Raw genomic sequence first — 26,577 nt, 5'->3', positions numbered from 1 at the left:
CCTATGATTTTACACAAAAAAAAGCCCTGCCGGATACCAGCAGGGCTTTTTCTATTAGCTAGTTTTAGCTCGTTACTCTTTGATCAGGCGCTGGCTCAGGTTGAGGCCGTTGCCACGGACCAGCACGATGTAGGTACCGGTTGGCAGCGTCTGCACGTTAACTACCTTGTTCACACCACCTTCTACCGAGTAGGTGCCAATCAGGCGACCAGTAGCGTCGAGCAGCGAGACCTGGTACGCACCCTTTGGGAGGGAACTCAGGTCGAGCGTTACTACTCGGTCGGAAGAAGCAGCAGGGTTCGGGAACACGCTTAGCTTGGCAGTAACGGCGGCTTGTGCTTCGAAACGCACCGTACGAACCGGCGAGTAAGAATCCGTACCGTCGGTGTCTACCTGACGCAAGCGGTAGTAGACTACGCTTTGCGTTTTGGCGCCGATACCAGCATCGGTGAAGCCGTAGGTAGTAGTTGCCTGGGTGGTACCCTGGCCGCGTACCGTACCAATCTTCTCGAAGGTTGTGCCGTCGAGGCTACGCTCAATCTCGAACCGGTCGCTGTTCTTCTCCGAAGCCGTGCTCCAATCCAGCAAGGCATCTACTTTCACAGCCCGTACCGCGAATTCCTTCAGCTCAACCGGCAGCGGACGCTGTCCGATGATGATGGCGAAAGTATTCGAGTTGGTACCACCATTGGCGTCCACCGTCGTGATAGTTACTGGGTAGCTACCACCTACTAGCAACAAGCGGTTGGTAACGCTGATGATACCCGTCACAGGATCGAGGGCAGTACCCGCAGGTAGCGAACCACTCGTCAGCGTAGCCGTCCGGACACCCGTATCGGTTACTGCTTGTGGCGTAGCGTTGTTGTATGCACCACTGTTGGCATCGAACACGTTGGCAATGATATCCCCATTCACGTACGGGTTGGTATTGCCTTTTGCTGGAGTCAGGGTGTATACCGAGTTCAGGTCTTGACCTACCGGGATGGTGTACAGGGCAGGTGCCGCTGACACAAGTCCGCTGTTGTCGATGACATTGTAACCGAAGAAGGCATTGCCAACAAACCCGGCGGCCGGATCAAACTTAAGGTTTGCAGCCTCAGTAGCGGTTAGCAGCTGGTCAACCATCACAGCCGTACCGTTCAGCGACAGAACGCCTTGGGTAGTAGTTGGGATAGAGGTGATGCGGTAATTGGCAATGGTATTGTTGCCGTTTGCATCGGTACCACTCAGTGGCGAGAGAGACAACGGACCCGCCGTATTGCCTTCCGGCGTCTGCAGCGCATTCACAACCGAATTGGCTATTGGTGCTAGGCTGGCAGGGGCCACCGTCACCGTCGACGAATTGTTGGATGTAGATGTCTCCGTGGTGTTAGTAGTAACGTTGCCTACTACCGAATACGAGTTGCTTGGCGCCGTGAAGCTAATCAAGTTCATCACCTGCCCGCTTGCTCCAGTGCCTTGGCTAGTGATGGTAGCAAAGGTTACAACACCAGTGCTTGCCGTGTAGGTACCACCGTTCGAAACCACTACTCCCGTCAAGCCAGTCGGGATAGTAACCCGCTGAATAACGTCGCTTGCCAAAGAAGGACCGCTGTTCAACGTGACTACCGAATACGTAACGGCATCACCAGCAGCAACTGTTGTTGGGCCACTCACAGTAGTGGTAACGTCGGCACGTGGCGTAACAGTTAGGTTCAGGAAGTCGGAGTTGTTGGTCGAAGTCGGATCTGACTGGTCGCCAGTTACGAGTGCACGCACTTGCAGCGGCGTAGTGCCAGGGGCTGCCAACACGATAGTGTTAGTCCGCGTATTACCTGATGCCAGAGAGATGGCCGGGAAGGTTACAACACCCGTAGTTGGGTCATACAAGCCTCCGTTGGAGATGGAAGTGATGTTCAAGCCTACTTCCAGCGCGACACGCTGTACAACACCCGTTGCTGTGCTGCCACCGCCGTTGGTAGTCGTTACCGACAGCGAAGCTGACTGGCCGGCTATCAAGGTAGCAGGTGTAGAAGAAACGCTCGTGCGCAGATCGGTTTGAGCAGTAGTCGGCGCTACCTCCGTCGTCACAATGCTCGAGGTATTGTTGCTATAAGTAGCTTCCTCGCTCGTTGTTGATACACTGGCAGTCGCGTTGATTTGGCTCACTCCAGCTGGCGCAATGAACCGGATAACGTTTGTTATCGTCCCTTCCTGGCCAGCACGCTCTGTTGCCAACGTAGAGAAGGTCACCAAGCCCGTTGCATTGTCATAAGAACCACCTGTCGAGAGGGTTATTGCTCCCAAACCAGCCGGCAACTGTACTCGTGTGGCTACGCTGTTCGCTATCGATGGGCCATTATTGGTCGTGACTACCAGGTAATCGATCTGGTTGCCCTGCACAATTCTAGTTGGACCACTGATAACTACGGTTACGTCGGCAATAGCGTCAACGGTAGTCGTTACGGCCGCGCTGTTGTTGGCCTTCACATTGTCTGGTGAAGAAGAAGTCACCGAAGCAATGATCATAGAGGAACTGATAGCCGGAGCATCGTACGAAATCGTGTTCTGCACCGTGTTGCCGCTTGCCTGGCTGGCAATAGCAGGGAACGTTACGATACCCGTATTGGGGTCGTAAGTACCGTTGCCTGACAAGCTCACGCTGGTTAGACCTGCCGGAATGTTCACCGTTTGTACCACGTTAGCTGCTGGCACCATGCCATTGTTGGTCGTAGTCACGGTGTAGGTTACATTCTGACCTGCATTCACCTTGGTAGGCCCACTGATGGTCGTTGCTACGTCCGAAGACGCGTTTACCGTTACATCGGTGGTGGCTACGTTATCGGCTACCATCACATCGTTGGTAGCGGCCGAAATGCTGGCTACTGCGGCTATCATGCCCGAAGCAGGAGCATTCACTGTAATAGTGTAGGTGTTGGTTGCACCCGAGACCAGAGAAGTGGTTGGCAACGTTACTACACCCGTGTTAGCGTCGTAGTTGGCATTGCTTGCTCCGTTAGGACCCGTGATGGTAACCCCAGTCAAGCCAGCTGGCAAGGCAACCCGCTCCACTACGCTGGTAGCCGTATTTGCACCTTTGTTGCCGGCTACTACCGTGAAGGTAATAGGAGCACCAGGCTGCGCATCGGCGCTTGGCGTCGTGATGGTCGTGTAAATATTCGCGTTGGTAGTAGAAGCGGACGTTACTGCTACGCTGGCAGGTGTTGCACTACCGTTGAGGTACGCCGTGTTGTTGGCAGTATTCGTATCGCCGCTAACAGTAGCAGAAATCGGGAAGGTAGTAGCGGGTGCTACGAAGCTAACCGTGTTATTCACCTTCACGCCGCTAGCAATGGCATCCAGCGTCGGGAATGTTACTACACCGGTTGTTGCGTTGTAAGTACCACCGTTCGAGACAAATACGTTGGTCAAACCCGTTGGCAACTGCACCGTCTGTGCGATGTTGGTAGCCGTGGAAGGACCGTTGTTGATGGTCAGCACGCTGTAGGTCGTCATGGTGCCAGCTACTGTGGTAGCAGGACCTGCGATGCTCGTCGTCACATCAAACAATGCCGTACCGTTGATGGTAGCAGTTGCTACGTCGTTTGCGGTCTGGCCGGCTTCATTGGTCGTGGTATTGATAGTTGAAGTAGCCGTCACGGAGCCGTTGCCCGGCATCGTGAAGGAAATCACCGAGCTGTTGCTCGTACCACTCGTGTAGGTTGCCGAGGCATATGATACCACACCCGTATTGGGGTTGTACGTTCCGCCATTAGTAGCACTAACACCTGCTAGGCCAACTGGCAGTTGCACTGTACCCACAACGTTGCTGGCCGTAGAAGGACCGTTGTTGGTGAATGTAACTGTGAAGGAAGCAGGCTGGCCAGTGGCAACAGAAGCAGCCGAAGCCGTTACAGTTGTAGCTACGTCGGCTACCGGGTTGATGGTAACGTTGAGCGTAGCGGCATCAGGTCCTGTGTTGGCACCCTGGTCAGAAGTGGTAGTTACGTTGCTAGTTTGCGCTACAGAACCGCTGGTAACTGGCGCTGTGAAGCTGTACGTGAACGTGTTGGTAACACCGCTAGCAAGGTTGGCAACCGTACCGAAGTCAATCACGTTGCCGGTAGGCGTATAAGCTACACCGTTGACGAGCACGTTCGTTGCACCAGCTGGGATGGTTACCTTCTGCGTTACGGCAGAAGCTACCCCTGGCCCGTTGTTCGTATAGGTGGCAGTGTAAGTGCCCGAAGGCAAGCCAGCGTTCAGAACCGTAGGACCAGCCAACGTAGTCGATACATCAGAAGCACCGCTTACCGGAATCGTGTAAGTGGCTACTTCATTGGAATACAGCCCACCATTATCAATGGCCGAGAACGTGAAGGTAGCGTTGCCAACAAACCCGAGAGTGGGTTGGAAGGTAATCTGTGCCGCCTGCGCCGCCGTGATAACCTGACCTACTGTCAAGGCCGTGTTGCCCAAACGCAGCACACCTTGCGCTGACGTTGGCAGAGAGGCAATGGCGTAGTTGGTAACTGTACCATCTTGGTCAGTACCAGCCAATGAGGCGATTGTCGTTGGTCCAGCATTGGTAGGAATGGCTGGCGAGTTGGTTACGTTAAGTGCAACTGGGGGTACGTTAGCCAAGCTAGCACACAGCACCGAGTTTGGAACAACCTGCCGAGCAATGTTTGCCGTTGTGCTAGAGTACTCCAGAACCAAGTGGTTATCGCCACCATCTTCGCCATAGAAGATGAGTAGGTTGTGCGAACCAGCCGACAGGGTTACAGTTTTCTGAACCGTAACTGCCGAGTGAGCTCCAGGAAGGGCGAGAGTTGCGCTGGCCGTAGTAGGCGTAGCAGCTAAAGCAGCACCATCCAACCATAGGTAAGAAGCGTCATCAGAAGTTAGGTAGAACGTGTAAGTTCCAGCCGTGGCGATATTGATGCTGCCCCGATGGCGAGTGCTAAATCGATCTGGGTTGCTAACGGTACCGCCAGCTGGCGGTACGATGTTGCCCCACTGTGAATTAGGGAAGTTAATAGTCCCATCAACCCGAGTTAACGCCGGTGTATTAGCCGCGAAATAACCCATGTTGTCAGCGAAGTAGCCGGCATAGAATTCCGTGTACAAACCACTGCTGGCGGTTGAGCCATAAGGAGTTCCTGCGCAGCCGTTAGCCGGAAGCGTCACGACAGTGGTAACTCTCGCATTGCTCTGGCTACCATCATTGTTCGTCAACGTTCCGTCGAGACTAACCGAAGTGCTGCTTGCTACGCCCTGGATAGTAGTGCTGTAGTTAGGCGCATTGAAGACAATGCGGTAGGTCAGTGTTGTTCCACTAGCCAAGGCATTAGTAGAAGGCAAGGTTACTAGGCCTGTGTTATTATCATAAGTACCGCCGTCGGGCAAGTTGGCCGTCGTAAGCTGCAAACCAGCTGGCAACTGCACTTTAGGCGCCACTGTGGTAGCTGGCTGAGGACCTAAGTTCTGTACTTGTGCTGTGTAGGTGATGCTAGCACCAGCCAATACCGAAGTTTGAGTTGTGCTCAGAGTGGTTGCCACATCTGACAAGCAGTTCGCACCTTCTACACTGTTGGCAATGCTTCTGCTGATCTGGGTGTTGGTAGCACCTACCAAGCCAGGCTGCGCACCATAGGCACCCGAGTTGTTGGTGGAGTTCGTAACGCCATTGGCACCTGCCAACACATTAACTGCTTGTGCTGAACCGTTGGTTAGCACTACGCCACCGCCGCCACCGCCGCCAGGACCATGAGCATCGGCACCAGGACTGTTGTTGCCGCCCTTACCACCGTTGGCAGTCAAAGTGAGGCCACTGAGTCCGGCAGGAGTAGCGGCCGTTACCAGAATGGAACCACCTGCACCACCACCACCGCTACCGTCAATAGTAGCGCCGTCGGGAACGTTGACACCATTTGCCGTAATAGAGCCCGTGCCAGTTATTGTACCTGTGCGAACCATTACGATACCGCCACCCGCGCTACCACTAGAAGCATAGGGGGTGTTGTTGTTAACTACACCAGCACCACCGCCACCACCAAGTACCAATCTGCTGCTGCTGACAGCAGAGAAAGTTGCACCTGGTTCACCACCTACGACTCGGTTGCTAGTCCAGGCGTTACCACCTCTACCGCCGCTGCCGCCGTTTGCACCGCCGCCGCCGCCCGTGTTCTGGTCATTCGTAGTTGGGTTGGCATCGGTTCCACCGCCACCCGCGTTGCCAGGAGCTCCGCGACCGTTATCACCACCAGGGTAACCATCGACACCGTTATCCACTACGGCCGTGCCGGAGTTAACATAGCGAGGAGTACCTGCTGTGCCTTCCCCTTTGCTCGCGTTGGAAGTAGTAGCCGTCCGGTAGTCAGTGGCAAGGAAGCCTGCTGTACCACCTAACACGCGACCTGCGCCACCGCGGAAGCCCGCGCCCGATGCGTTAATGGTATTGCCATTCAAATTCAATTGCTTGGCAACATCAATAACAATAATACCACCAACGCTACCATTCCAAGGTGTTGCAACGATATTGCCGCCTAAGGTTAGGTTCTCGTACTGTGGCACCCGAATTACTTGAAAGCGACGCTGCCCGCTAGTAGCCGTAGCGGCAGCATTCGTATAAGCATTTTTCAGCGCTGATGCCAACTGAATGGTACCACCCGTAGCTGGTACAGCGCTATTGGCTACTACATATTCGTAGGTTCCAGCCGTGAAGTTGGCATTGATGAGGTTGCCATTTGCACCACCTCCCGTTACTCCGTCGCCATAAGCGTCGGTGTTGGTAGCATTGATATCAGCTCCCTGCATTTGAATTACCAGCAGCAAGTCGCCAATGGCAATTGGTGTCGTGCCGGAGGCTGCTCCTACCGTGATAGTAGTAGCATTTGCTGCTGCCGAAGCCGTGCCAGGGAAGTACGTGTTAGGGTTCGTCGTCAGTGCTGTCGGCGAACCATCCCGGCCAGGATTAGCACAGGCAGCACTCGTACCAGCAGCACCGCTGTTGCTTACCGGAATTGTATACGAAGCTGGCGTCTGGTCGCTTACGTTAGCATCGTCTGTGACGGTGTAAGTAAAGCTTGCAGTTCCCGAATAGGTAACTGCTGGGTCGAATGTTAGTTGTGTGGCTTCTAAGGCCGTTAGCGTACGGGTAGTAGTAACAGCCACTCCATTCACATAAAGTACCCCTTGAGCCGCCGGCGGAATAGTTGAGAGAGTGTAGCTGGCCACTGAGCCATCAACCGTAGAGCTTAAGCTATTAACCGGAACTTGACCAACCGCATTAGATACGCTGGTATTCGTGATGTCGTTTGCTACGGGCGCCAAGCGGCACCAATCCATAAAATCAATACCAACAGCATTTGCGGTGGGATTAGCCGACGCAGTAGAGATGTTGCTATACGTTAAGGTTAGCGTTGTAATCGGGTCGGCGAAATAGGCCACCACGGTTGCGTTGTTTGGATCCGTGTTAGCTACCGAGCCTGTCGCCGTGTTGCCACTGATGATGACCGTGTTGACATTAGGTCCTACCGGACTCAGTACTGGCACTACTGCCGTGCCAGCATTGGCACCGCTGAAGATTACTCGGTCAATAAACGAGTTGGTTCCGTCCTCCGTCCTGTCGATGTCCTGCACGCGCACCGTGAAATTGCTCACCGGACGGTTGAAGGTAAAGGTTACGCTGGACGAGTTAGCAGTGGTGCTAGCGTAATCTGTTTGCCACTGCAAGGTCTGCACCCCATTGAAGGTGGCAGTTTGAAACGTGCTAGCCGTAGCTGAAGCTGGTGTCTGATAAGAGCCGCTTGTAACCGTTGTGAGCGACGAACTAGCAGGAACGCTTTCCGTGACGCCTTTCCATTCTTGCCCCAAAGCCCGAGGCGCCGCGAAACTCAACGTGGATGTGCCTGCACAAGCAGTCACGGCACGTAAAGGAATAGTGTAGGTTGCTACGCCTGTCGATGCTGTTCCAGCATCATCACGAACTCTATATTGAAACGTGGTAGAAGTAGCCGTAGCAGTAGCAGCAGGATCGAAGCGCAGACTAGCTGCCTGAGTTGGCGTTAATACCTGGTTAACACCTACGGGTGCGTAAGTGGTACCGGTTGAATTGTAATACAGAATCCCTGCTGCTGCATCTGGAATAGCAGTAACTATGTATTCCTGTACTGTACCATCTACTGAGCTATTCAGATTATCGATACCAACCTGTCCTGCAGTGGCCGGGATAGTGGCTGAATTAGTTACGTTAAGAGCGACTGGCGCCTGACGGCACCACGTCATATCTACAATCCCTATGGTTTGCGCATCAGGATTGGTCACATTCAGCGTTCCACTACCATACGTGATGGTTAGGGTTGTGATAGGAAGAGGAAAGTAAGCCCACACTCTAGCACTGGTATTGGCATTGCCATCATCTACACCAGTAGCGGTGGCTCCTACCACTGTAACAGCACCAGAAGAAGTCAGGGTGGGGGTTACAGCGGTAGATGGAGTTACAGCCGTATTAGACCCGGCAAACGTTACACGGTCTCTGAAATCAGAAGCAAGAAGTCCTGCTGAGGCATCAATGTCTGCTACTTCAACGCTGAAGTTGCTAATCGGCCGGCTGAAGTTGAACTGGATGGAGTTGCTACCGTTGGTGGACGTGAAGTTGTTGCTCCACACAATTACTCGTTCGTTGTTGAGCGTTCCAACCTGCAACGTGCCTTCTGTGTCGTTGAAAGCATAGTTGCTAGTACCAACTTTGGTAGCACTAACTGGAGCTGGCAATCCTTCTGACGCGCGGTTTTTCCAGTTTTCGCCGTTAGCACGACCAGCAAAATCCACAGTTAGAGGGGCGGCGCAAGCATCGGTGGCGGATGTTACCAATACTCTGCTAGTTGCCGTGTTATTGTCGGTAGGTTCACTGCTCTGCGTCGTCGTCGAGACGGTAGCAACGTTGTTGTACTCGGATGCAACAGTTGGCGCTGTGTACGTGTACGTAACAGAAGTACTGGTGCCGGAGGCTATTGAAACTGTTGGGAACGTAATAGTGCTACCAGAAATGGTACCACCACCAGCGTTTGTTATTACGGCACCGGTTGGCACTGTTACTTGGCGTACTACCCCTGCAGCTGATGCATCAGGTCCGTTATTACCAAACTCAGCGGTATATGTAAGGCTTTGTCCCGTAACGGAAGAGTTTGGCGCAGAAGTAAACCGAGCATATACGTCGGCTTGTGCGCACCAGCTAATGGCGTTGATGCCTAGCGTTTGCAAACGACTCGTGTTGGCTGTGTAAGCAGCTGAGTTGTTGTAGTAAAGAACCAGCTTGGTTACGTTGGCGGGCATACGGGCAGTCAGGTTGCCAGCTGTATTGCCAGCGCCTACGTTGCCATTTTTACCCCGTACTCGCCCTCCACTTACGTACTCGTTGTTGGCGCTAGTCGTGAAGTTTGTAGCGTCCAACGTAGCAGGTGTGGTGCTGCCATTCACATACGCCTCAAACACCAAATCGTCAATGAAATTGACGTCAGAATCAATATCCTGAAATTGGAAAGTTAAGTTGCTGACAGGACGTGTAAACGTAAGCGTAACGGAAGAGCTGTTTGTACCAGCAACGCCTGCATTATCCAACTGCCACACCAACGTCTGCCCACTAACGTTACCATTAGTACCGACTGCAAAGGTGTTGGTTTGGTTAGCAAGCACAGTGCTAGTGTAGTCGCTGAACGTGAAGGAAGTGCCGCCAACCGTTTGGGTAGCCGTTCTTCGGTCGCCTGTAGCAGCATTGGCATAGTTCAGCGTACTAGCTGTAGTACATGCCTGTGCCCACGCATCCGTTCGCAACAACGTCAGCCATGCAAGGAGCAAGACTGCAAATCGTAAGGTTGTTCTCATAGGACGAGAAAAAGGGTGGAAAATGAAAAAGAAATATGATTGCTAGTTAAAGTGCTATGGTTGTTGAGCTTATTTTCAAAACTACAGTAGTCAAGTAGGAGCTTATCAAGTTTTTCGTTGAATACAAACACCATCTCGGTGAATGCCAGTTTTTGAACCGACAATTTGAGCGCCCTTAGCATCGCTAAATTGCTCATATGCACAGGATGCAAACCTAATTAACACTTTACGATATATAAATAAAGTCGGATTCTATAAAGCAAACATTATTTATATCAAGTTCAATAAATTGATTATCAGTAATATAATTAAATCAACACATTTAAATAATTTAGCTTTTTCCACTGTTTCAATATGAGAATACATTTTTCTTATCTATAATTTTTTATAAAATTTATTTCGATAGTATAACCACGCATTAATATTATACGAGCTATTATTTATAATTCTTACGATACAAAAAAGCCCCTACCGATATGATAGAGGCTTTTCAACTTTAAAAGATCTAAGTGTTATTCTTTGACCAACAAGCAAGTCTTTTTCTGTCCCATTCCGAGAACAATAATCAAGTAACTGCCTCGTGGAAGCTGCGCTGTTGCAAGCGGATATATCTGGCCAGTACTTCCCGTAGCAACTGATACCACACGGCCAGTCAGGTCGGTTACTTTGATCTGGCAAGTACCAGTAGGTAAGCTGCGCAAATCAAGAGAAGTATTTGCAACCGTTGGATTAGGGAAGGCAACTATTGCAGATGCAACACTAGCAAAACGCACCACTTGCACACCACTCAAGCTGCTCGTGCCATCGGTGTCTACTTGGCGCAAGCGGTAGTAAGCAACAGTGCCGGTAGTGGTTGCCGCTTGCTGATCTGTGAACTGATAAGTATGTCCTTCGGCGCTGTTTCCTTGGCCATTTACCGTACCAATAGCTTCGAATTTGTCGCCTGTGAAGCTGCGCTCTACTACAAAGCGGGCACTGTTTTTCTCGGATGCAGTAACCCAAGTTAGCTGCGCGTCGATGTTACGGGCTACAGCGCTAAAACGTACCAACTCTACGGGCAACGGCCGGTTTTGAAGCAGGGCCGTGTTGCCCGAAAACTCGGAAGTATTTCCAACTGCTAAGCCGTTTACGGTGGTCAATAAGGTGGCCGTAGCCGTAAGACGGGCATTGGCGCCAAGGGCTGCTTGCTGCTCGGGAGAGAGGCTAGTGAGAGGAATGGCAAACGTGAAACGATTGGCAACTGATTCTTCTCCTTGGTTTACGCCAGATACCAAGCCACTGTATCCCCATTGTCCCCTGTCGGTATCCTGCGCAGAACCCTCGGTCCAGCTTGTGAGGTAAGTTCTTCCTTCGCCAAAACCGTCGGTTGTTACGTCGGCCACAAAGAGTTCAACCAGCGCACCAGCGGGGGCATACCCTGTTACAATCAGATTACCGCCATTGGTTACCGCTTGAGTAAGCACCGGGAAATTGAGCAAGCCATTCGCCCCCATATCGGCATCGGTATTGTCGTTGCGGGTTACATTGTCGCCATTCAATCCGGTAGATCCAGCAGCCATCAGGTCGATGCCGATGCCCGTGTTGCCCGACATACTATTCTGCGTGATGCGGTTGCTGCTGGTACCTGCGGCAGCTACTACGGCCGTACCCGCATTGGCGCTGAATATGTTCTGGCTGATTAAGTTATTGTTGCCACTCGCTATAACTAAGCCAGCATCTTCAGTGCTTGTTCCTAGGCCATTGTTACGCAAGATGTTGGCTGAAATGGTGTTCTCGTCGTTGGTCTGACCAGCCTCTAGGAGCAGCCCAAAGCCGTTGTTGTTGGAAAGCGTGTTGGTGGAGATAGTATTGCGAGAAGCTCCAGCCAATACCAACCCTTCACCCGTTACGGAACCTACGGCAGCGCTGCCGTTCAACACGTTATTGGTAACAGTTACACCTGTGGCGCCGCTTTGAAGACGGGCGCCCGCCGTTGTATTGCCCGCTGTCGTGACCATGTTCAACACCGACCCCGCGGTTGCTGCGCCGCTAAAAGTAACTCCGGCACCATCGGCGAGTATGCCAGTAGTGGCCGTAGTACTGGTGCCGCGGGCATTATTGAGGCCCAAGTTCTCGATGCGCGTAGTGCCGCCCGTTACCAGCAGGCCCGCAACGTTGTTGAAGTTTAAGACCACTTCGGGGCCAGTTGTAGTTTCTGCAACAGCAGCTATGTTGTTGCCTGTAATGGCCGCCTGACGCGCGCCATCAATCGTTGTATTGGCCGCCGAAATGGTGGGCAGTGCTGTAGCAGGCGTGATAGTGAAAACCTTCGTTATAGCATCGTAGCCCGATACAGCGGCCATCCCTGCACGCAGGCCAGCAGGCGCAGTAGTGAGGGTCCCATTATTGAGCATGAAAATAGCGGCTTCCTGACCAGCAATAGCACCGCTATAAGCTTGACTCAAGTTGTCGTTGCCAAGAGTATTTGCGTTGATAATAAACTGGCGCAAAGATCCTTGCCCACTGTCGTTGGTATTCACAACAACATCGAAGTTGAAACCAAAGTCAACACCAACGACCGGGCCATTGACTGGCGTTTTTACCGAGCCAATTCCCGAGGTCGGCGTGATAGACTGGATTTCCAAAGTCAGGTTAGTGGCGTCTGCTGATAGCGGCAGCGCAATCGTGCGGTTACCGTAATCCGATTCGTTGGGATTTTCGCCGCCTACCCGATTCACATCACCGTTAAGGAAAGTTTGCACAGGCAGCAAACCAGCTATGCTGCCGGGACGGTTGCTTTTCACGGACGAGTTGACAACCCGAACCCGATAAACTGTATTGGCAGCTAACGTGATACTGTTTATCCCGTTCACAAAGCTGTAGTTACCGGCTGCATCGGTGGTAGTAGCCCCCACGTAGGCTCCAGTTGCCGAGTACAGTTCTACTCGCGCCTGAAAAACTCCTTCTCCATTGCTATCCGCCTGCGAGCGGCCGGCTCCGCCTCCGTAGTTGATGTCCTCGAATACATTGCCCACAATAGCCGTGTTGTAGTAAATCGGCGAGGGCGAGGCCACGTCAGCATTGGGCGTTTCGGGGAGGGCGGCGCTGTTGGTAGAAGCATCTTGTGCCAACAAATCGGGCGGTGGTACCAGTGTGCTGTTTTGTAGAGTGTAGCCCACGAAGCTGGCAACGGTACTGGTAGCATAGGCTGTGTTGTTTTGCGCAATGGTTGGCACACCACCCGTGGGGAAGGTTACCTGGGCGGTAAACGTGATTACAGCTCCTTGGCCCGGCGCAAGCGTCTGACTACCTGTGAGCATGCCTGCATTGCCCGATCTACCGTTGAAGGTCGTGTTTGCGGCCAGAGTGGAGCCCGCTGCCGAATTCGTTACCGTCAACCCCGTAATAGTGACGTTGCTAGCTCCCGAGAAAGTAGTGCCCGCATTGGCCGTTGTTGTTCCGTTCCAAAGCAAGTCGGAAACCTGCACGTTAGGATCAGCAATAGAGCCGTTGTTGCGCACCTGTATGCGGAACCCGATGTTGAACTGCGTAGCCGAAACAGGGCTTATGCTTACCACTTCTTTTACTACGTCAAGGCTCTGGTCAGGGGTCACGCAGCTGGCGCCGTCGCTATTTACAGCCGGCTCAATGGAAGACAGCAGCGTGGCCGCGCCCGTGCTGATATCAACGATGTAGAACTTACCTGAATTAGCAGTACCTAACGTGCCGTTGCCGTACACATACAGTGCGCCCGAGATGTCGAAAAAGCAGGTCCCTAGAGCGCCATCTACGGTAGCCTGAATAGCAGTAGCCCCGACCAGCGTGACGGTAGCTGTCGTGCCGCTCATCACTAATTTGTACACCCGGTTTGCATAATCGACGCCGTAGAGGTTGCCGTCTTTGGCGTTGAAAGCAATGTCGAACATGGCGTACGCGGCATTGTTGGCTGTCGTATTGGGCATGCCGCTCAGCGTAATGCGCTCGGCCACCAAGGGTTGCCCCCGCTCGATATTGTTGAGGTCGATGCGGTAGAGTAGCGTAGGATCAGCCGTTGAGTTGTAGTTCTGGCTTACCACGTAGTAGTAGCCAGCACGGTCGATTACGCCCCCGGCCCATTGGTTGCCGGGCAGGTTGCCCACTGCTCCCAACGATTTTACATCACCATTCCGGTCGATAACGTGGAGCTCCATCGGCTCTGTGTATTCGTCGATCCGGTCTGCGCCAGCGGCATTGTTATTACTACTCACCTCGTTCGATACGTAGGTAAGGGCGTATTGCAGACCGTCGCCGGGACGGTAGCCGAGGCAGTTTAGCGTACCGCCCAAATCCTTTTGTTCGACGGTGGTATAGGCATTACCGGTTGTGCGGTCCACGTTGAACAACCGCGTGGAGCTAACCACGGGCGCGGTTGTAGTAACCACCTGACGAATTTGGTAGAACTGTCCGTCGCAGCTGTAGCGGCTGTTTACGGCGCCTGCGTTGTCGCTACGAAAAGAGATGCTGGTTACGGCCATCTCATTGCCGCTAGCAACAGTGGTAGAACGCGGATTGCGCAAAGCCAGGGCAAGAGCCGTTTGGGAAGCAGACGTCGTGTAGGACACGGAATATCTAGTCCACTTATCCCCACCGCTGGCGGTAGTTTCATTGGCAACCGTTACAGTAGTTCCGAACTGAACGCCGCCAATAAAAAATTGCAGTTGGGGCGTATTAGTAGCGGTACTGCCGACAGCCGTTGCATTCGAAACGTAACAGGAGAACGTGTAGGTGGTGTTAGGCCGTACCGACACATTTTGCTGCCAGAAATTGGCCGTGCTGGCCGCTGCCGTCGTGCCCCGCATGTACAACCAAGTAGTGGAAGCCGGTACGCCATTGCTATTGTCGCCCGGAAAAGCAGCTTGGCTTAACGCCACCGTGCTGGAAGTACCAATTTGAATGGAAACTGCGGTGCCAGTTGGTTGCACATCCGTATTGGTGTAGGCCCAAGCACTCGTCCAGTTGCCTAGGTCTGTACCTGCTACAATGCTGTATGGCGTAGCATTGACTTCCGGGTGCTTGCCAAAGGTGCTGTTTTGAATCAGCTGCGGCCCAACACTTGCTTGAGCTACTGCTGGTAGCACGAATAGCAGCGCAGGCAGTGTGCGTACTAGTAAACGCATAATCGAAATGTTCAAAAAATGATCTGTAGGCTTGATAAAAGGCAGATCAGAAAGACAATTGCTTGCTAACACCTTTATATCACGCCAAAACTACCTAAACAGGCAGCGCTACAGTCGAGCTTCTCGATCAAGATGGTCTTACGCTCGTTGAATCTTCCCATTTTTAGGACGACTCTTGTGTCATTTTAGGAATATTAAAAACCCTTCCTACTTCTACCTAAGCAGTTTTTTCGCCCTACGTAACGCAGATGCCATTTGGATTTATCCTAATATGGGAAAACAGAAAGAGCCTTACTGCAGTAGCAAGGCTCTTCTGGTATTTATGATTGCGTATTCGCTCCTAAAACAGTTTTCTATCTTCCACTTCCAACAACAGCGGAAACAAGTTCTTCATTAAATTCAATATTCTCTTTCAATGTTTCTAAAGAAATATGCAGTCGGTATTTCCAGAAATGCTGTGGGTTTGCTGGCACGTTGATTTGCTCATCATGTGGATCAGCACGGCGTAAGTCAGTGCTCATGGCCAGCAAATCTTGGAGCGGGATGATGGCCCACATTGCCGGAGAGTGCAGATGCTGTACCACGATTTCACGCACCACCCATGGCTCGCAATAATAAGGAGCATGCTCTCCGTGGTGGCCTAGCATCGTCTCGAAGAAATGTTGGGTCTTCACCCGATCCTCTTCCCACCAGCCTCGAAGCGTACTCATGTCGTGGGAGCCCGGACTAACCACTGATAGGTACGGCGCGTCGTTGGGGTGCCCGAACTCGGTGTTGGGGTTGGAAGGCATCCGCTGAATGTTGAGCCCCAGGATACCAAGCGCCTTCATCACGCCCGGCACCGACTCCGGCACCATACCCAGGTCTTCGCCACAGATTAGCATGTCGGTGGCATAACGCACGGGGGGCAGCTTCACGAGGCCCTGCTCGCGCCAGAAGCCTTCGTGACGGTGGTAGAAGAAATCGACGTAGATATCGTGGTACAAGCGACGGCGCGACTCTTCGTCTAGCTCCGCAAACGAAATGCTCTTGTGGAGGGTAATGCGCGGGTGGTAGTGGTCGGGCCGCAAGTCGTCGGGCACGAACAGCACCTCGTTGATGAGTTGGTACAGGCCCGTACGCAGCCACTTATAATGGTCGGCGTTGGCAGGATCGGCGGCGGTTTTCGCCTCGAATACCGCTTCTACTTGGCGCTGCGTCCGCACGTGCTCTTTCAGTCGGATGTCGCCTGCGCTGCTGATTTCCTCCATAAACTCATCGAACACAGCTTGCGCCTGCCCATGGAAGATGTTCTGCACCAGGCGCCAGCGGATGTACGGCTCGCACAACCGGGCGTAATCAAACCAGCCGAGCCGCTGCTGAATCTCCTGTTGCGAAAGAGGCAGAGCCGGCGAGAAATGCCCCAGCAACCCTTCCACCGAATGCGCCGGAATCTCCCAGATGCGGAAGAAGCCCAGAATATGGTCGATGCGCAGGGCGTCGAAGTAGCGGGCTAGTTGGCCCATGCGCTGCTTCCACCACGCGTATCCATCTTCGGCCATCCGTTCCCAGTTGTAGGTGGGGAAGCGCCAGTTTTGGCCGGTGGTCGAGAAGTCGTCGGGTGGGGCGCCGGCCTGCTGATGCATGTGGTACAGTTCGGGCTGCGTCCAGGCATCTACAGAGTGGCGGTAAATGCCAATAGGCAGGTCGCCCTTGAGCACCACCCCGTGCTGGCGGGCGTAGGTTACGGCATCGCGCAGCTGTTGGTCGAGGTGGAACTGGGTGAAGAAGTGTACGCCAAACTCATCGAAGTCGGGGGCATCTTCCCGGGTTAGCTCGTCCGCCAGCTTAGGCGTGCGAAACTCTTCGGGCCATAACTGGAAATCCGCTGTGCCGAACCGGTCGCGCAAACCCGAAAAGGCGGCGTAGGGCACTAGCCAAGCGCGTTGCTCGTCGTAGTATGCTCGGAAGCCAGGATCAGCGAGGAAGTTGGGTTTCTCTTGTTGATAAAGCTGCTTGATAAACTTCCACTTGGCCGTCATCATGGGCTCGTAGTCCACGAAGTCAAGTGCATTCAGCTCTTGCCGGCGCGTATCAAGTTCCTGCTGCGCGGCGGCATCGTGCAGTGGAGCTATGGCGTCGAGGTTAAGATACTGCGGGTGCAGCGCAAACACCGAAATAGCCGCGTACGGATACGAGTCAACCCAAGTGTGTGTGGCCACAGTATCATTGATGGGCAGAATCTGCACCAGCTTCAGCCCGGTGCTCACGGCCCAATCTACGAGCAGCTTCAAGTCTGGAAACTCGCCTACGCCCAAGCCGCGCTGACTGCGCATGGCAAACACGGGCAGTGCTACCCCGGCGCCGCGCCAGGTGTTGAGGTAGCGAAACTTGTCGTCGACGCGCACCCGCAGGGTTTGGCGGTCGGTGGAAGGTTCCAGTATCCGGTCCTCTCCCCCTTCTAGCTGCACTACTTGTCTCTCGTTCGGGTCCCAAATGCCATACTTATAGCGCAACGGCAGTTCGGGCTGTTCCAGGGCTACCTCAGCCACCCAAGTCGGGTAGGCAGCATCGGAGAGCACCAACGCCTTGCGGCCATCCCACGCCCCCACGGCAGCATCGGAGCCAAGCACGCACAGCTGCTGGCCCGGCTCGACGCGCGGCGCGGCCAACTGAAAGCGCACCACCGAATCGGCTACCCGGGCTGTTGGGGTTGTCTTGCCGCTCTTAGCCGAACGTTGAAACAAAGCCTTGGTGAAAGCCGCTGTAAACAATTCGTTTTCGGGTTCGGCAGGTGCCCGCCAGAAATCTTCCAACACCAGCCGGGTGAACTGCCGCCCATCGTAGGCCACGGTCCGGTTGGGGCCCCACTCCTGTTGCCGGCTGCCGTCCCGCTCGTCCACCAACACGTACTTGTAATCGATGGTACCGGGCTGGTCGTCGGGGACACTGATTTCGTGGCTCCAAATGCCAGAGTCGGAACTGTAATGCAGCGGCAAAGCCTGGTCGAGGCTCCATTGGCCTAGGCTAGGCTCGGAGCCGGACACCATCAGCCGCTGGCCCCACGCAGTACGAAAGGGCAAGGAAAAACGGAGAATCATGGATGGGGAAAGGAAATAGATTGAACACGAAAGATAGGGAGTATAGGTTTTAATCGAGACCTAACGCACCACGGACACCCCTCCACAACGTTTGAGATACACCTGCACGGTTGCCTTCCAACCCGCAGCTTGGTTTTTCCGTTTGGTTGTAATAACCGTCACTCTGTCTGATTACCACGCCTGTGCCTACTTACCTTCGTCGTACACTGTATGTTGTTTTGGGCCTTGTTGGCTTCGTTCTGCTGCTCGTAATCGGGGTGGTAGTAGCGTTGCAGTTTCCTTCTACGCAGGACTTTGTTGCGCGCAAAGCCGCAACCTATCTACAAGATAAAATTGGCACCGAAGTGCGCATCGGCAAGTTCCGAACCGACTTCAAACACGCGCTGAACCTGGACGGCGTGTATGTTGAAGACCAAAAGGGTGACACGCTACTTTCGGTAGGCCACCTCGGAGTTGACCTCGACATTTGGGCGCTTGCCAAGTCACAAATTAACGTCAAGACCTTGGAGCTAAACGATGGCCGCTTGGCCATCAGCCGTACCGAACCCGACAGTATTTCCAATTACGACTTCATTGTCAATGCCTTCACCGCTGGCGATACCACTACCACTACTCCGGCCGATACTACCGGCTCAGGCTTCAAATACGACATCGGCGACTTGCGCCTAACCAGCATCTACCTCACCTACAACGACCAAATAGAGGGCCTGAATCTAAGCACCAAGGTTGGGGAGCTGGCCGTGAACATGGACGCGGTGGACGTAGACCAGTCTATCTACAGAATTGACCAAGTGGCGCTGCGCAACACCAGCATCAGCATGGAGCAGAGCAAAACCGCGCCGCCCGATACGGCCGTTTCCGAGCCGCTGGACTTAACGTTTGGGTTAAACAAAGCCACCCTCAACAACGTCAGCTTGGTGTACAGAAATACGCCGTCGGCCCAGTTCATTAGCACCCGCGTGGGCGAGGCCGACATTACGGCCGACAACATCGACCTTATCAACTCTCGGGTTGATTTGAATACGCTCCGGCTGCGCAACACCAGCGTTGCCTACGCCCAAAACGAAAACGTACCGGTTGAGAAGCGCGTCGTTAACCCGGCCGAGGCCGTACGAGATATAAACGATGCCGTAGAAAAAGCCACCGGCCAGGAAGCTAGTTGGGTGGTCACGCTGAAGCGTTCCGACATTACCGGTGTTGACGTCGCCTTCGATAATTTCGATGAGCCCCGCCTCCGTACCCGCGTACCCGCCCTCGACTACAATCACCTCAAGTTCACCGACCTCACGCTCAACCTCGAGAATCTTTCTTACTCGGAAAACAGCACCACTGGCCGCATTACGCAGCTAGCTGGCAAAGACCAAAGCGGCTTTCAGATTACCTCTACCAAGGCCGATGTGGTGTTCGACTCGGTGCAAACCCGGCTTACCAACCTCGACCTAATAACGCCGCACACCCGCATCCGCCAGACGCTTGGCATGCGCTATGCCAGCCTCGACGCGCTGTCGGATACCAAGCAGCTGCCCAACCTCGGCATCGAAGGCGACTTGCGCGACGTGCGCATCGGCTTCCGCGACATCCTGTATTTAGCACCCGACTTGGCCTCCACCCCCCCCTTCAATACGGGCCCCAACCAGTCGGTGCTGGTGAGTGGGCGCGTAAGCGGGCGCGTGAGCGACTTGCGTATCCGGGACCTAGACTTTGTAGGTTTCCGCAACACGGTAGTGAAAGCCAGCGGCCGTATTCAGGGCTTGCCTGAAACCGACCAGCGCCTATTCACCGACTTCAACATTCAGCAGTTCACCACTACCTCGGCCGACATCAATAGCTTGGTGCCGAAGGGTACTATCCCACCCGATTTTCAGCTGCCGCCACGCATCAGCGTAGCGGGCACGTTCCGAGGCCGGCCCACAGCCATGCTCTTCGACACCGACCTACGCGCTACCACCAGCTTCGGCAACGTAGCCGCCAAAGTAGACCTTGGTGCCGGACCGAAAGGGCAGGAGCCCATCAACGCCACGTTCAACGTGCAAGGCTTCGATGTGGGCAAAGTCCTTCGTGACCCCACTATTGGCCGCATCACTGCCGACGGCCGCCTCTCTGGCCGCGGGGGCCTCGACCCCAACTTGTTGCGCGGACAGTTAGTAGCCAATGTGCGTAGCGCCACTTACAACAACTACACCTACCGGGGTATCACCGCCAACGTGGGCATCGACCGGAACCGGTACGTAGTAGATGCCCGCAGCCGCCGAGACCCGAACCTCAACCTGGATTTGCTGGCGACTATCAACCTGCGCAACGCTGATAACCCGAGCTACGAGGTACAACGCCTTAACCTGCGCGGCGCCAACCTTACGGCCCTTGGCTTCTACACCGGCGGCGACCTGCGCGTACAGGGCGACCTAACGGCCAACCTCAGCGGCGCCGATGCCAACTCCATCAACGGCACCTTCACGGGTCGCAACATTGTGGTGGTGCGCGACAACCAGCCTATTGCCCTCGACTCGGTGAGCGGCCGTATTTTGCAGCGCCCTGGCCGTACCGAAGTGGCCTTCAACTCCAATATTGCCGACTTCAACCTGCAAGGCAACACCGCCCTCGGTGACTTGGCTACCGTACTACAGAGCCATATCGACCGGTATTTCGATTTGCCGGGGGTGCAGTTCCGCCCTTCGGCGGCATATCGGCAGTTCAGCTTCGATGCCAGCGTGAAGAACACGCAGTTGATACAGCGGTTGGTACCCGACCTCAAGCAACTTACGCCCTTCAAGCTCACTGGCTCCTTCGACAGCCGCGAAGCTGATCTTCGCCTCAGAAGCCGCATCGAGCGGATTGTATACTTAGGCTTCGCCCTCGATTCTCTAAAGCTTGATGTCAGCTCCGACCCTCAGAAGCTAGACTACGCGTTAGGTTTGCGGCAGATCAGCCAGGACACGTCGTTGCGCATTCCGAATCCAACGCTGGCGGGCAGCATCCAGAACAACCAGGTTGGCACCCGCCTACGCATTGCCGAGTCCGACAGCGCCGAGCGGCTGAACCTAGCGGGCGTGCTGCGGGTGCTACGCGGCGGCGACGCTTATGCCTTCAGCTTCGACCCGAAAGTGATGCTCGACGGCGTGGAATGGAACGTAACGCCCGGCAACGAGCTTCGGTACACAACAACCAATGGCGCCATCTTCGCCCAAAACGTAGAGTTCCGCCGCAACAACCGGTTCCTGACGCTGCAAACCTTGGCTGGCGCACAGTATCCGTTGCAGGTGAGCATGGGCAATCTGGAAATTAATGGGCTAGCGCGCGCCGCGGGCTTGCAGGATTCGCTGGTAGCTGGTACGCTCAATGGCCAAGCTATTGCCTTTAGCCTCGGTCAACCTCGGCAGGCTTTCACGGCGGATGCAGCTCTAACAGGCTTCGCCTTCAATAAGTCGGTGCTAGGTGACATCAACTTGAAAGCGACGAACCCCAACCCCGACCGTTACAACGTCGATGTGCGGCTTACCAACCAACAGGGTATGGATGTGCAGGCGGTTGGCTACTATCTGGCCACGCCGCCAAGCCCCATTCAGTTTGCCATCAATGTCAATCGGTTCGACCTGAAGATTGCCGAGCCTTTCTCACTCGGCCAGTTACAAGAAACTGTTGGTGGCATTACCGGTAACTTAACCGTGAATGGCACCGTCAGCCAGCCCCGCATCAACGGCACCCTTACTACCACTGCCGATGCTGGTTTCACGCTCACCCAGCTAGGTGCACCTTTCCGCATCCAGAACCAAGCCATCAATTTCGACAACCAAGGGCTGCGTTTCGACAACTTCACGGTGCTCGACTCCTTGGGCAACAAAGCAGTAGTGGAAGGCCGGGTGCTCACCCAAAACTATGTGGATGATTACCGCTTCAACCTCAACGCCACCACCGAAGATTTTGTAGCTATCCAAAGCACCGCCCGCGACAACCCCTTGTTCTATGGCCGGCTAATTGTTGACTCCGATACCCGCATTGGTGGTACTCTCGCTCTCCCAGTCATCAATACCCGCGCCGTTGTCGGCGACGATTCCAACCTGACTGTTGTCACGCCCAACGACGAAGCGGGCTTGGTAGAGACAGATGGTATTGTAGAGTGGGTCGACAAAAGCGCCCCCATCGACCCAATGCTGGCCCAGCAAGTACCCGTAGATACTGCCAAAACAGCTGCTGGCTACGATATTTCCGCCCGCATCACGGTCAACGACAAAAGCCAATTCACCGTCATCATCGATCCGCTTTCCGGCGACAACCTAAAAGTACGGGCTAACGGCACCCTCAATACAACCATCGATGCCGCCGGCTCTATTACCCTAGCCGGCCGCTTAGAAGTAGCTGAAGGCAGCTATTACATGTCACTTTATGATTTGGCTTCGCGCGAGTTCACTATCGGCCAAGGCAGCTACCTGGTATGGTCTGGTGACCCGTACAATGCGCAGTTGAGTATTGCGGCTATCTACAACGTGAAAGCATCTCCCGCAGAACTGCTGGCCTCCCAAGGCCCTACCACTGACGATCCGCGCTTGCGTAATGCAACGCCTTTCCAGGTTTACTTGAATGTCACAGGTGAATTGCTCAAGCCAACTATTGGCTTTGATATCAAGCTCCCTGAAAACAGCACTGCCATTGGCCGCAACGAAATTGAGGCCCGCTTGGCGCAGTTACGCCAGCCTAGCGAATCGTCGGAACTCAATAAGCAGGTGTTTTCGCTGCTGGTTCTTAACCGTTTCCTTGCCAGCGACCCATTCCAGAGCAGCAGTGGTAGCCTGGTAGCCGACCAACTGCGCGGCAGTGCCAGCCAAGTACTAACCCAGCAACTCAATAATCTTACGGGCAGCTACTTGTCTAACCTAGGTGTAGAACTAGGGGTCAACTCTTCCGCCGATTTTTCAAGTGGCTCGGAGAAAACACGCACCGACTTGAATGTAGCAGTGCGCCGACAGCTTTTCAATGACCGGGTAAGCGTACGCTTAGGCACTGATGTACCCCTGGCTGGTGGAGGCAACCAAGCCACCCAAGGGCAGCAGAGCCCTAGCGCCTTCGCCGGCGACGTAAGTATCGAGTACAACGTACTAGCCAACGGCCGTATCCGCCTCCGCGCCTTTCGGAATAACTCCTATTCCGACATTGATGGCCCGTTAATTCGGAACGGTGTCTCCCTGATTTTCCAGCGCGACTATCAAAGCTTGGCGGACCTTTTCAAAGGGCTTGACAAGGAAGTGAAAGAAGAAGTGAAAGATAACCGTCGCCGCAACCGCCGCGAGCGGAAAGCCAACTCCGATTCCTCGAACGTCCTCACCACTGCTCCCCGCCGCGACTCCCTCCGGACCGCCCAGCGTGCTACCACTTCTGGCCGCTAGGCCAACCGACAACGTTCGGTAGTGCCGCGCCGGCAGTTTTCTCAGAAGCTCAACAAAACACCTATTGCATATGCTCACTAGTGCTCCTCGTCCAGTCAAGAATGGTCTGGCTTATTCTTCTACTTCTAAAGTAAGGAGTTGGAAAAATAAGTTCGGACGGTGGGCAGCTCTGGTTGTTTTACTAACGGCGGCATCATGCTCAGGTACCAAGTACATCCCGGAAGGCTCCAAGTTATACACTGGTAGCACCGTAAAGTTGAAGTCAGATAGTCCCATCCCAAACGAGAGTCTTTTGACCACGGAACTAGAAGGGGTTATTGCTCCTAAGCCTAATACCTCTTTTCTAGGGCAGCGTCCTAAACTGTACTTCTGGCATCTCGGCGAAGGCAAGACCAAAGGCATAGGCAAATGGATAGCCGACAAATACGGCGAAAAGCCTGTTTTGCTGAGTGAAGTAGATACTCAACGAGTGAAGGGTCTGATGGTCAACCGGCTCAACAACAGCGGTTATTTCAAGCCAGCTGTACATGCCAAAGTCGAAGTAAAAGATCAGACTGCCTCAGTTGATTATACGGCCAAGGTTGGCAAGCCTTACCTCATCAAGGAAATACAGTTTCCTAACCGTGATACGCTCGTTGACCGAGCTATTCAAGCCACTAAAGCCGGTTCTCTATTGAAAGTAGGTGACCCGTATAATCTTCAGACTTTAGTTAATGAGCGAGTACGCATTGATGGCATCCTCAAGAACCAAGGCTACTATTATTTCTCACCCGACAACATCCTTTTCCAAGTAGATAGCACCCTCGACAACCAAGTAAATATCTACGTAACGGTAAAGAACAGCATTCAGGATCGTGCGGCACGCCCCTACGTTCTAAATCGTGTTACTCTTAATACTGACTACTCACTATCCGATACCGCCTCCGTCGGTCGTACACCAATACTCTTTAGAGGCTATCGTTACTTCCCTGACGAGAAAGTTTTTAAGGCGAAGGCCATCACCAACGCTACATTTCTTTATCCCGATAGCCTCTACCGCCGCCGCCGCTCCGACCAGACCTTGAGCCGTCTCATGAGCTTAGGCACTTTCAAATACGTTGATATCCGGTTCCGTCCCGCTCGTAACGTCCCCGACTCTGCCGGCTATGGTCATCTGAATGCCTTTGTACGCATGACGCAGGTACCTAAAAAGTCTTTGCGTGCCGAGCTTCAGATGAACACGTCCAACATTTTCACTGGGCCGTCCTTGGTACTACAGTTTCGCAATAGGTCGGCACTCCGTGGGGCAGAACAGCTCCTTATAAACGCCAGTGCATCGGCCGAAACAGGACAGGGCGCTTTATCTGGTGTTACCTCCACGCAGTACGGCTTGGATGCGCAGTTGCTCGTTCCGCGCCTCATCACACCGCCCTTTGATATCCGCTTGCGCAACTCCGACTTCCAACCCCGCACCTTTTTTGAAGCCGGCTATAAGTATGTATTACGAACCAAATACTTCCAGGAAGACATCTTCAATTTAGGCTACGGCTATAGCTGGAAGACAAAGGTTACCAACGAGCAACGCCTTCAGCCCATCGACCTACAATACCTCAGGCTAAGCAACCAAGAGCAGGTATTCACAGACTTGCTCAATGAGCGGCCATTTTTGGCAAATAGCTTCCGACAGCAATTCATCTTGGGTAGTAGCTACCAATACACTTACAACCAGCAGTCCTTAGAACAGCGTCGCAACCAATTTTACTTTAGTGGCGGGCTCGACCTATCAGGAAACCTAGCCTACCTGCTCCAGAACCTTAGCGGTTCTTCCAAGACAGAGAATGGAGCCTATGCCCTATTCGGTCAGGAATACTCGCAGTACACTAAGGTCGATTTAGAAGTCCGTAACTACTTCCGTACTTCCGCTAATCCAACCAGTGGCAACAAAATTGCTACCCGTTTGCTTGTCGGCGTAGGTATACCCTATCTAAACTCCAATGTGCTTCCTTATCTCAAACAGTACGGTATTGGTGGCCCTAATAGTGTGCGAGCATTTAACGCTCGTGGCATAGGCCCAGGCACCTATCGTCCCACCCAAGCACAGCGCGATGCCAATAGCGGCTTCTACGACCAAGTGGGTGACATTCGCTTGGAAGCCAATGTTGAATACCGTCAAGACCTGTTTCCATATGTAAAAGGCGCATTGTTTGTAGATGCTGGTAACATTTGGCTGGTAAATGCTGATGCCAGCCGCGCCACCTACGATTCCAATGGTAACCCCGATGGCCAAAACGGTCAGTTCCAATTCAAAACCTTCCTGCAGCAAATGGCGGTAGGCGCTGGTGCAGGCATCCGCATTGACGTACAGTTCTTCGTCATCCGTCTTGACGCTGCATACCCGCTAATCTACCCGTATGACAACACAACTATAATTACACCGACTAACGTAATTCCTGCCAACGATACAGGGTACAAGGCCATCAAGCTGAATATTGCTATAGGGTACCCATTCTAAATTTAAAACCTACTAAGCTCAACATACTCTCAAGTGTAAGCAGGAAAGAAAACACCTCGACAAAAGACAGAAGCTCTGGCTATACAGCTAGAGCTTCTGTCTTTTGTACTGCCCATAGATAGACATAATCCTCATGTAGTCGATAATCGATGATAGAACCATCCATTAAAACGGCCTGGCTATTCATAACTCTGATTACAAGAACTAGTAAGAGCTTATGTATAGGCACTGAGCTGGAATTGACTCAATCAACATCCTATATGAAGTCAATGAGGTTAGCTCGGCCCAGCTGCTAGCCCCAGCCCAAGAGTACCTGCACCCCAAGGACCTGGTCGCAGTCGTCGTTGGGCCTACCGCCTCAACCTAAGCCCTACTCCTTCCGCACTCACGTAAACTCTATATCACAAAAGGCGGTGCATCCTCGGACTCACCGCTTTTCTGTGTGCATCTACCCGGCTGCGACTGCCTGGAAACAAGTTCGCCCCTCAACGGCACAGAGCCGGAGGGGCGAACAGGTTATAGTAAGGTTGGCGGCGACCGACTCTCCCACCGATGAAGGCAGTACCATAGGCGCTCCGGGGCTTAACGACTCTGTTCGGAATGGGAAGAGGTGAACACCCGGGCTA

General features: G+C 53.6%; 5 protein-coding genes and 1 rRNA gene. 2 read left to right on the top strand and 4 right to left on the bottom strand.

Annotation, left to right across the window (positions count from 1 at the left end):
• Window positions 1-72: 72 nt before the first annotated feature.
• The 3 genes from P1X16_RS22755 to P1X16_RS22745 all read right to left on the bottom strand — a co-directional run bounded on the left by P1X16_RS22755 (window position 73) and on the right by P1X16_RS22745 (window position 18,082).
• Window positions 73-9,867 carry a T9SS type A sorting domain-containing protein gene (locus P1X16_RS22755; RefSeq protein WP_277234127.1) on the bottom strand — a complete coding sequence of 3,265 codons (9,795 nt, stop codon included), beginning with the start codon at window positions 9,865-9,867 and terminating at the stop codon, window positions 73-75.
• A gap of 512 nt (window positions 9,868-10,379) precedes the next feature.
• Entirely contained in the window at window positions 10,380-15,002 is a 4,623-nt protein-coding gene (locus P1X16_RS22750) for a right-handed parallel beta-helix repeat-containing protein (protein ID WP_277234125.1), read from the bottom strand.
• 353 nt (window positions 15,003-15,355) lie between these two features.
• A complete protein-coding gene (locus P1X16_RS22745; RefSeq protein WP_277234123.1) occupies window positions 15,356-18,082 on the bottom strand; it encodes a 4-alpha-glucanotransferase in 2,727 nt (908 codons plus the stop codon).
• Window positions 18,083-18,264: 182 nt separating this feature from the next.
• Between P1X16_RS22745 and P1X16_RS22740 the strand changes: the two genes are divergently transcribed.
• The gene (locus P1X16_RS22740; protein WP_277234121.1) at window positions 18,265-23,460 is read left to right on the top strand and encodes a translocation/assembly module TamB domain-containing protein; all 5,196 of its coding nucleotides are present in this window, start codon (window positions 18,265-18,267) and stop codon (window positions 23,458-23,460) included.
• Window positions 23,461-23,752: 292 nt separating this feature from the next.
• Window positions 23,753-25,951, top strand: a complete 2,199-nt coding sequence (locus tag P1X16_RS22735) for a BamA/TamA family outer membrane protein (protein ID WP_277234119.1) — start codon at window positions 23,753-23,755, stop codon at window positions 25,949-25,951.
• A gap of 525 nt (window positions 25,952-26,476) precedes the next feature.
• On the opposite strand, the gene rrf is transcribed toward P1X16_RS22735, so the two are convergent.
• Window positions 26,477-26,577 (bottom strand): 5S ribosomal RNA (gene rrf / locus P1X16_RS22730); the annotation flags it as partial.

The organism is Hymenobacter sp. YC55 (assembly GCF_029433095.1).
In the GTDB taxonomy this organism is placed as follows: domain Bacteria; phylum Bacteroidota; class Bacteroidia; order Cytophagales; family Hymenobacteraceae; genus Hymenobacter.
Note: the sequence above shows the minus strand (reverse complement) of the source record. Positions and strands in the feature narration are given on the sequence as shown.

Bases quoted from the DNA above. Each gene is read 5' to 3' on its own strand.
- P1X16_RS22755 (WP_277234127.1), bottom strand. From the start codon at position 9,867: ATGAGAACAACCTTACGATTTGCAGTCTTGCTCCTTGCATGGCTGACG.
- P1X16_RS22750 (WP_277234125.1), bottom strand. From the start codon at position 15,002: ATGCGTTTACTAGTACGCACACTGCCTGCGCTGCTATTCGTGCTACCA.
- P1X16_RS22745 (WP_277234123.1), bottom strand. From the start codon at position 18,082: ATGATTCTCCGTTTTTCCTTGCCCTTTCGTACTGCGTGGGGCCAGCGG.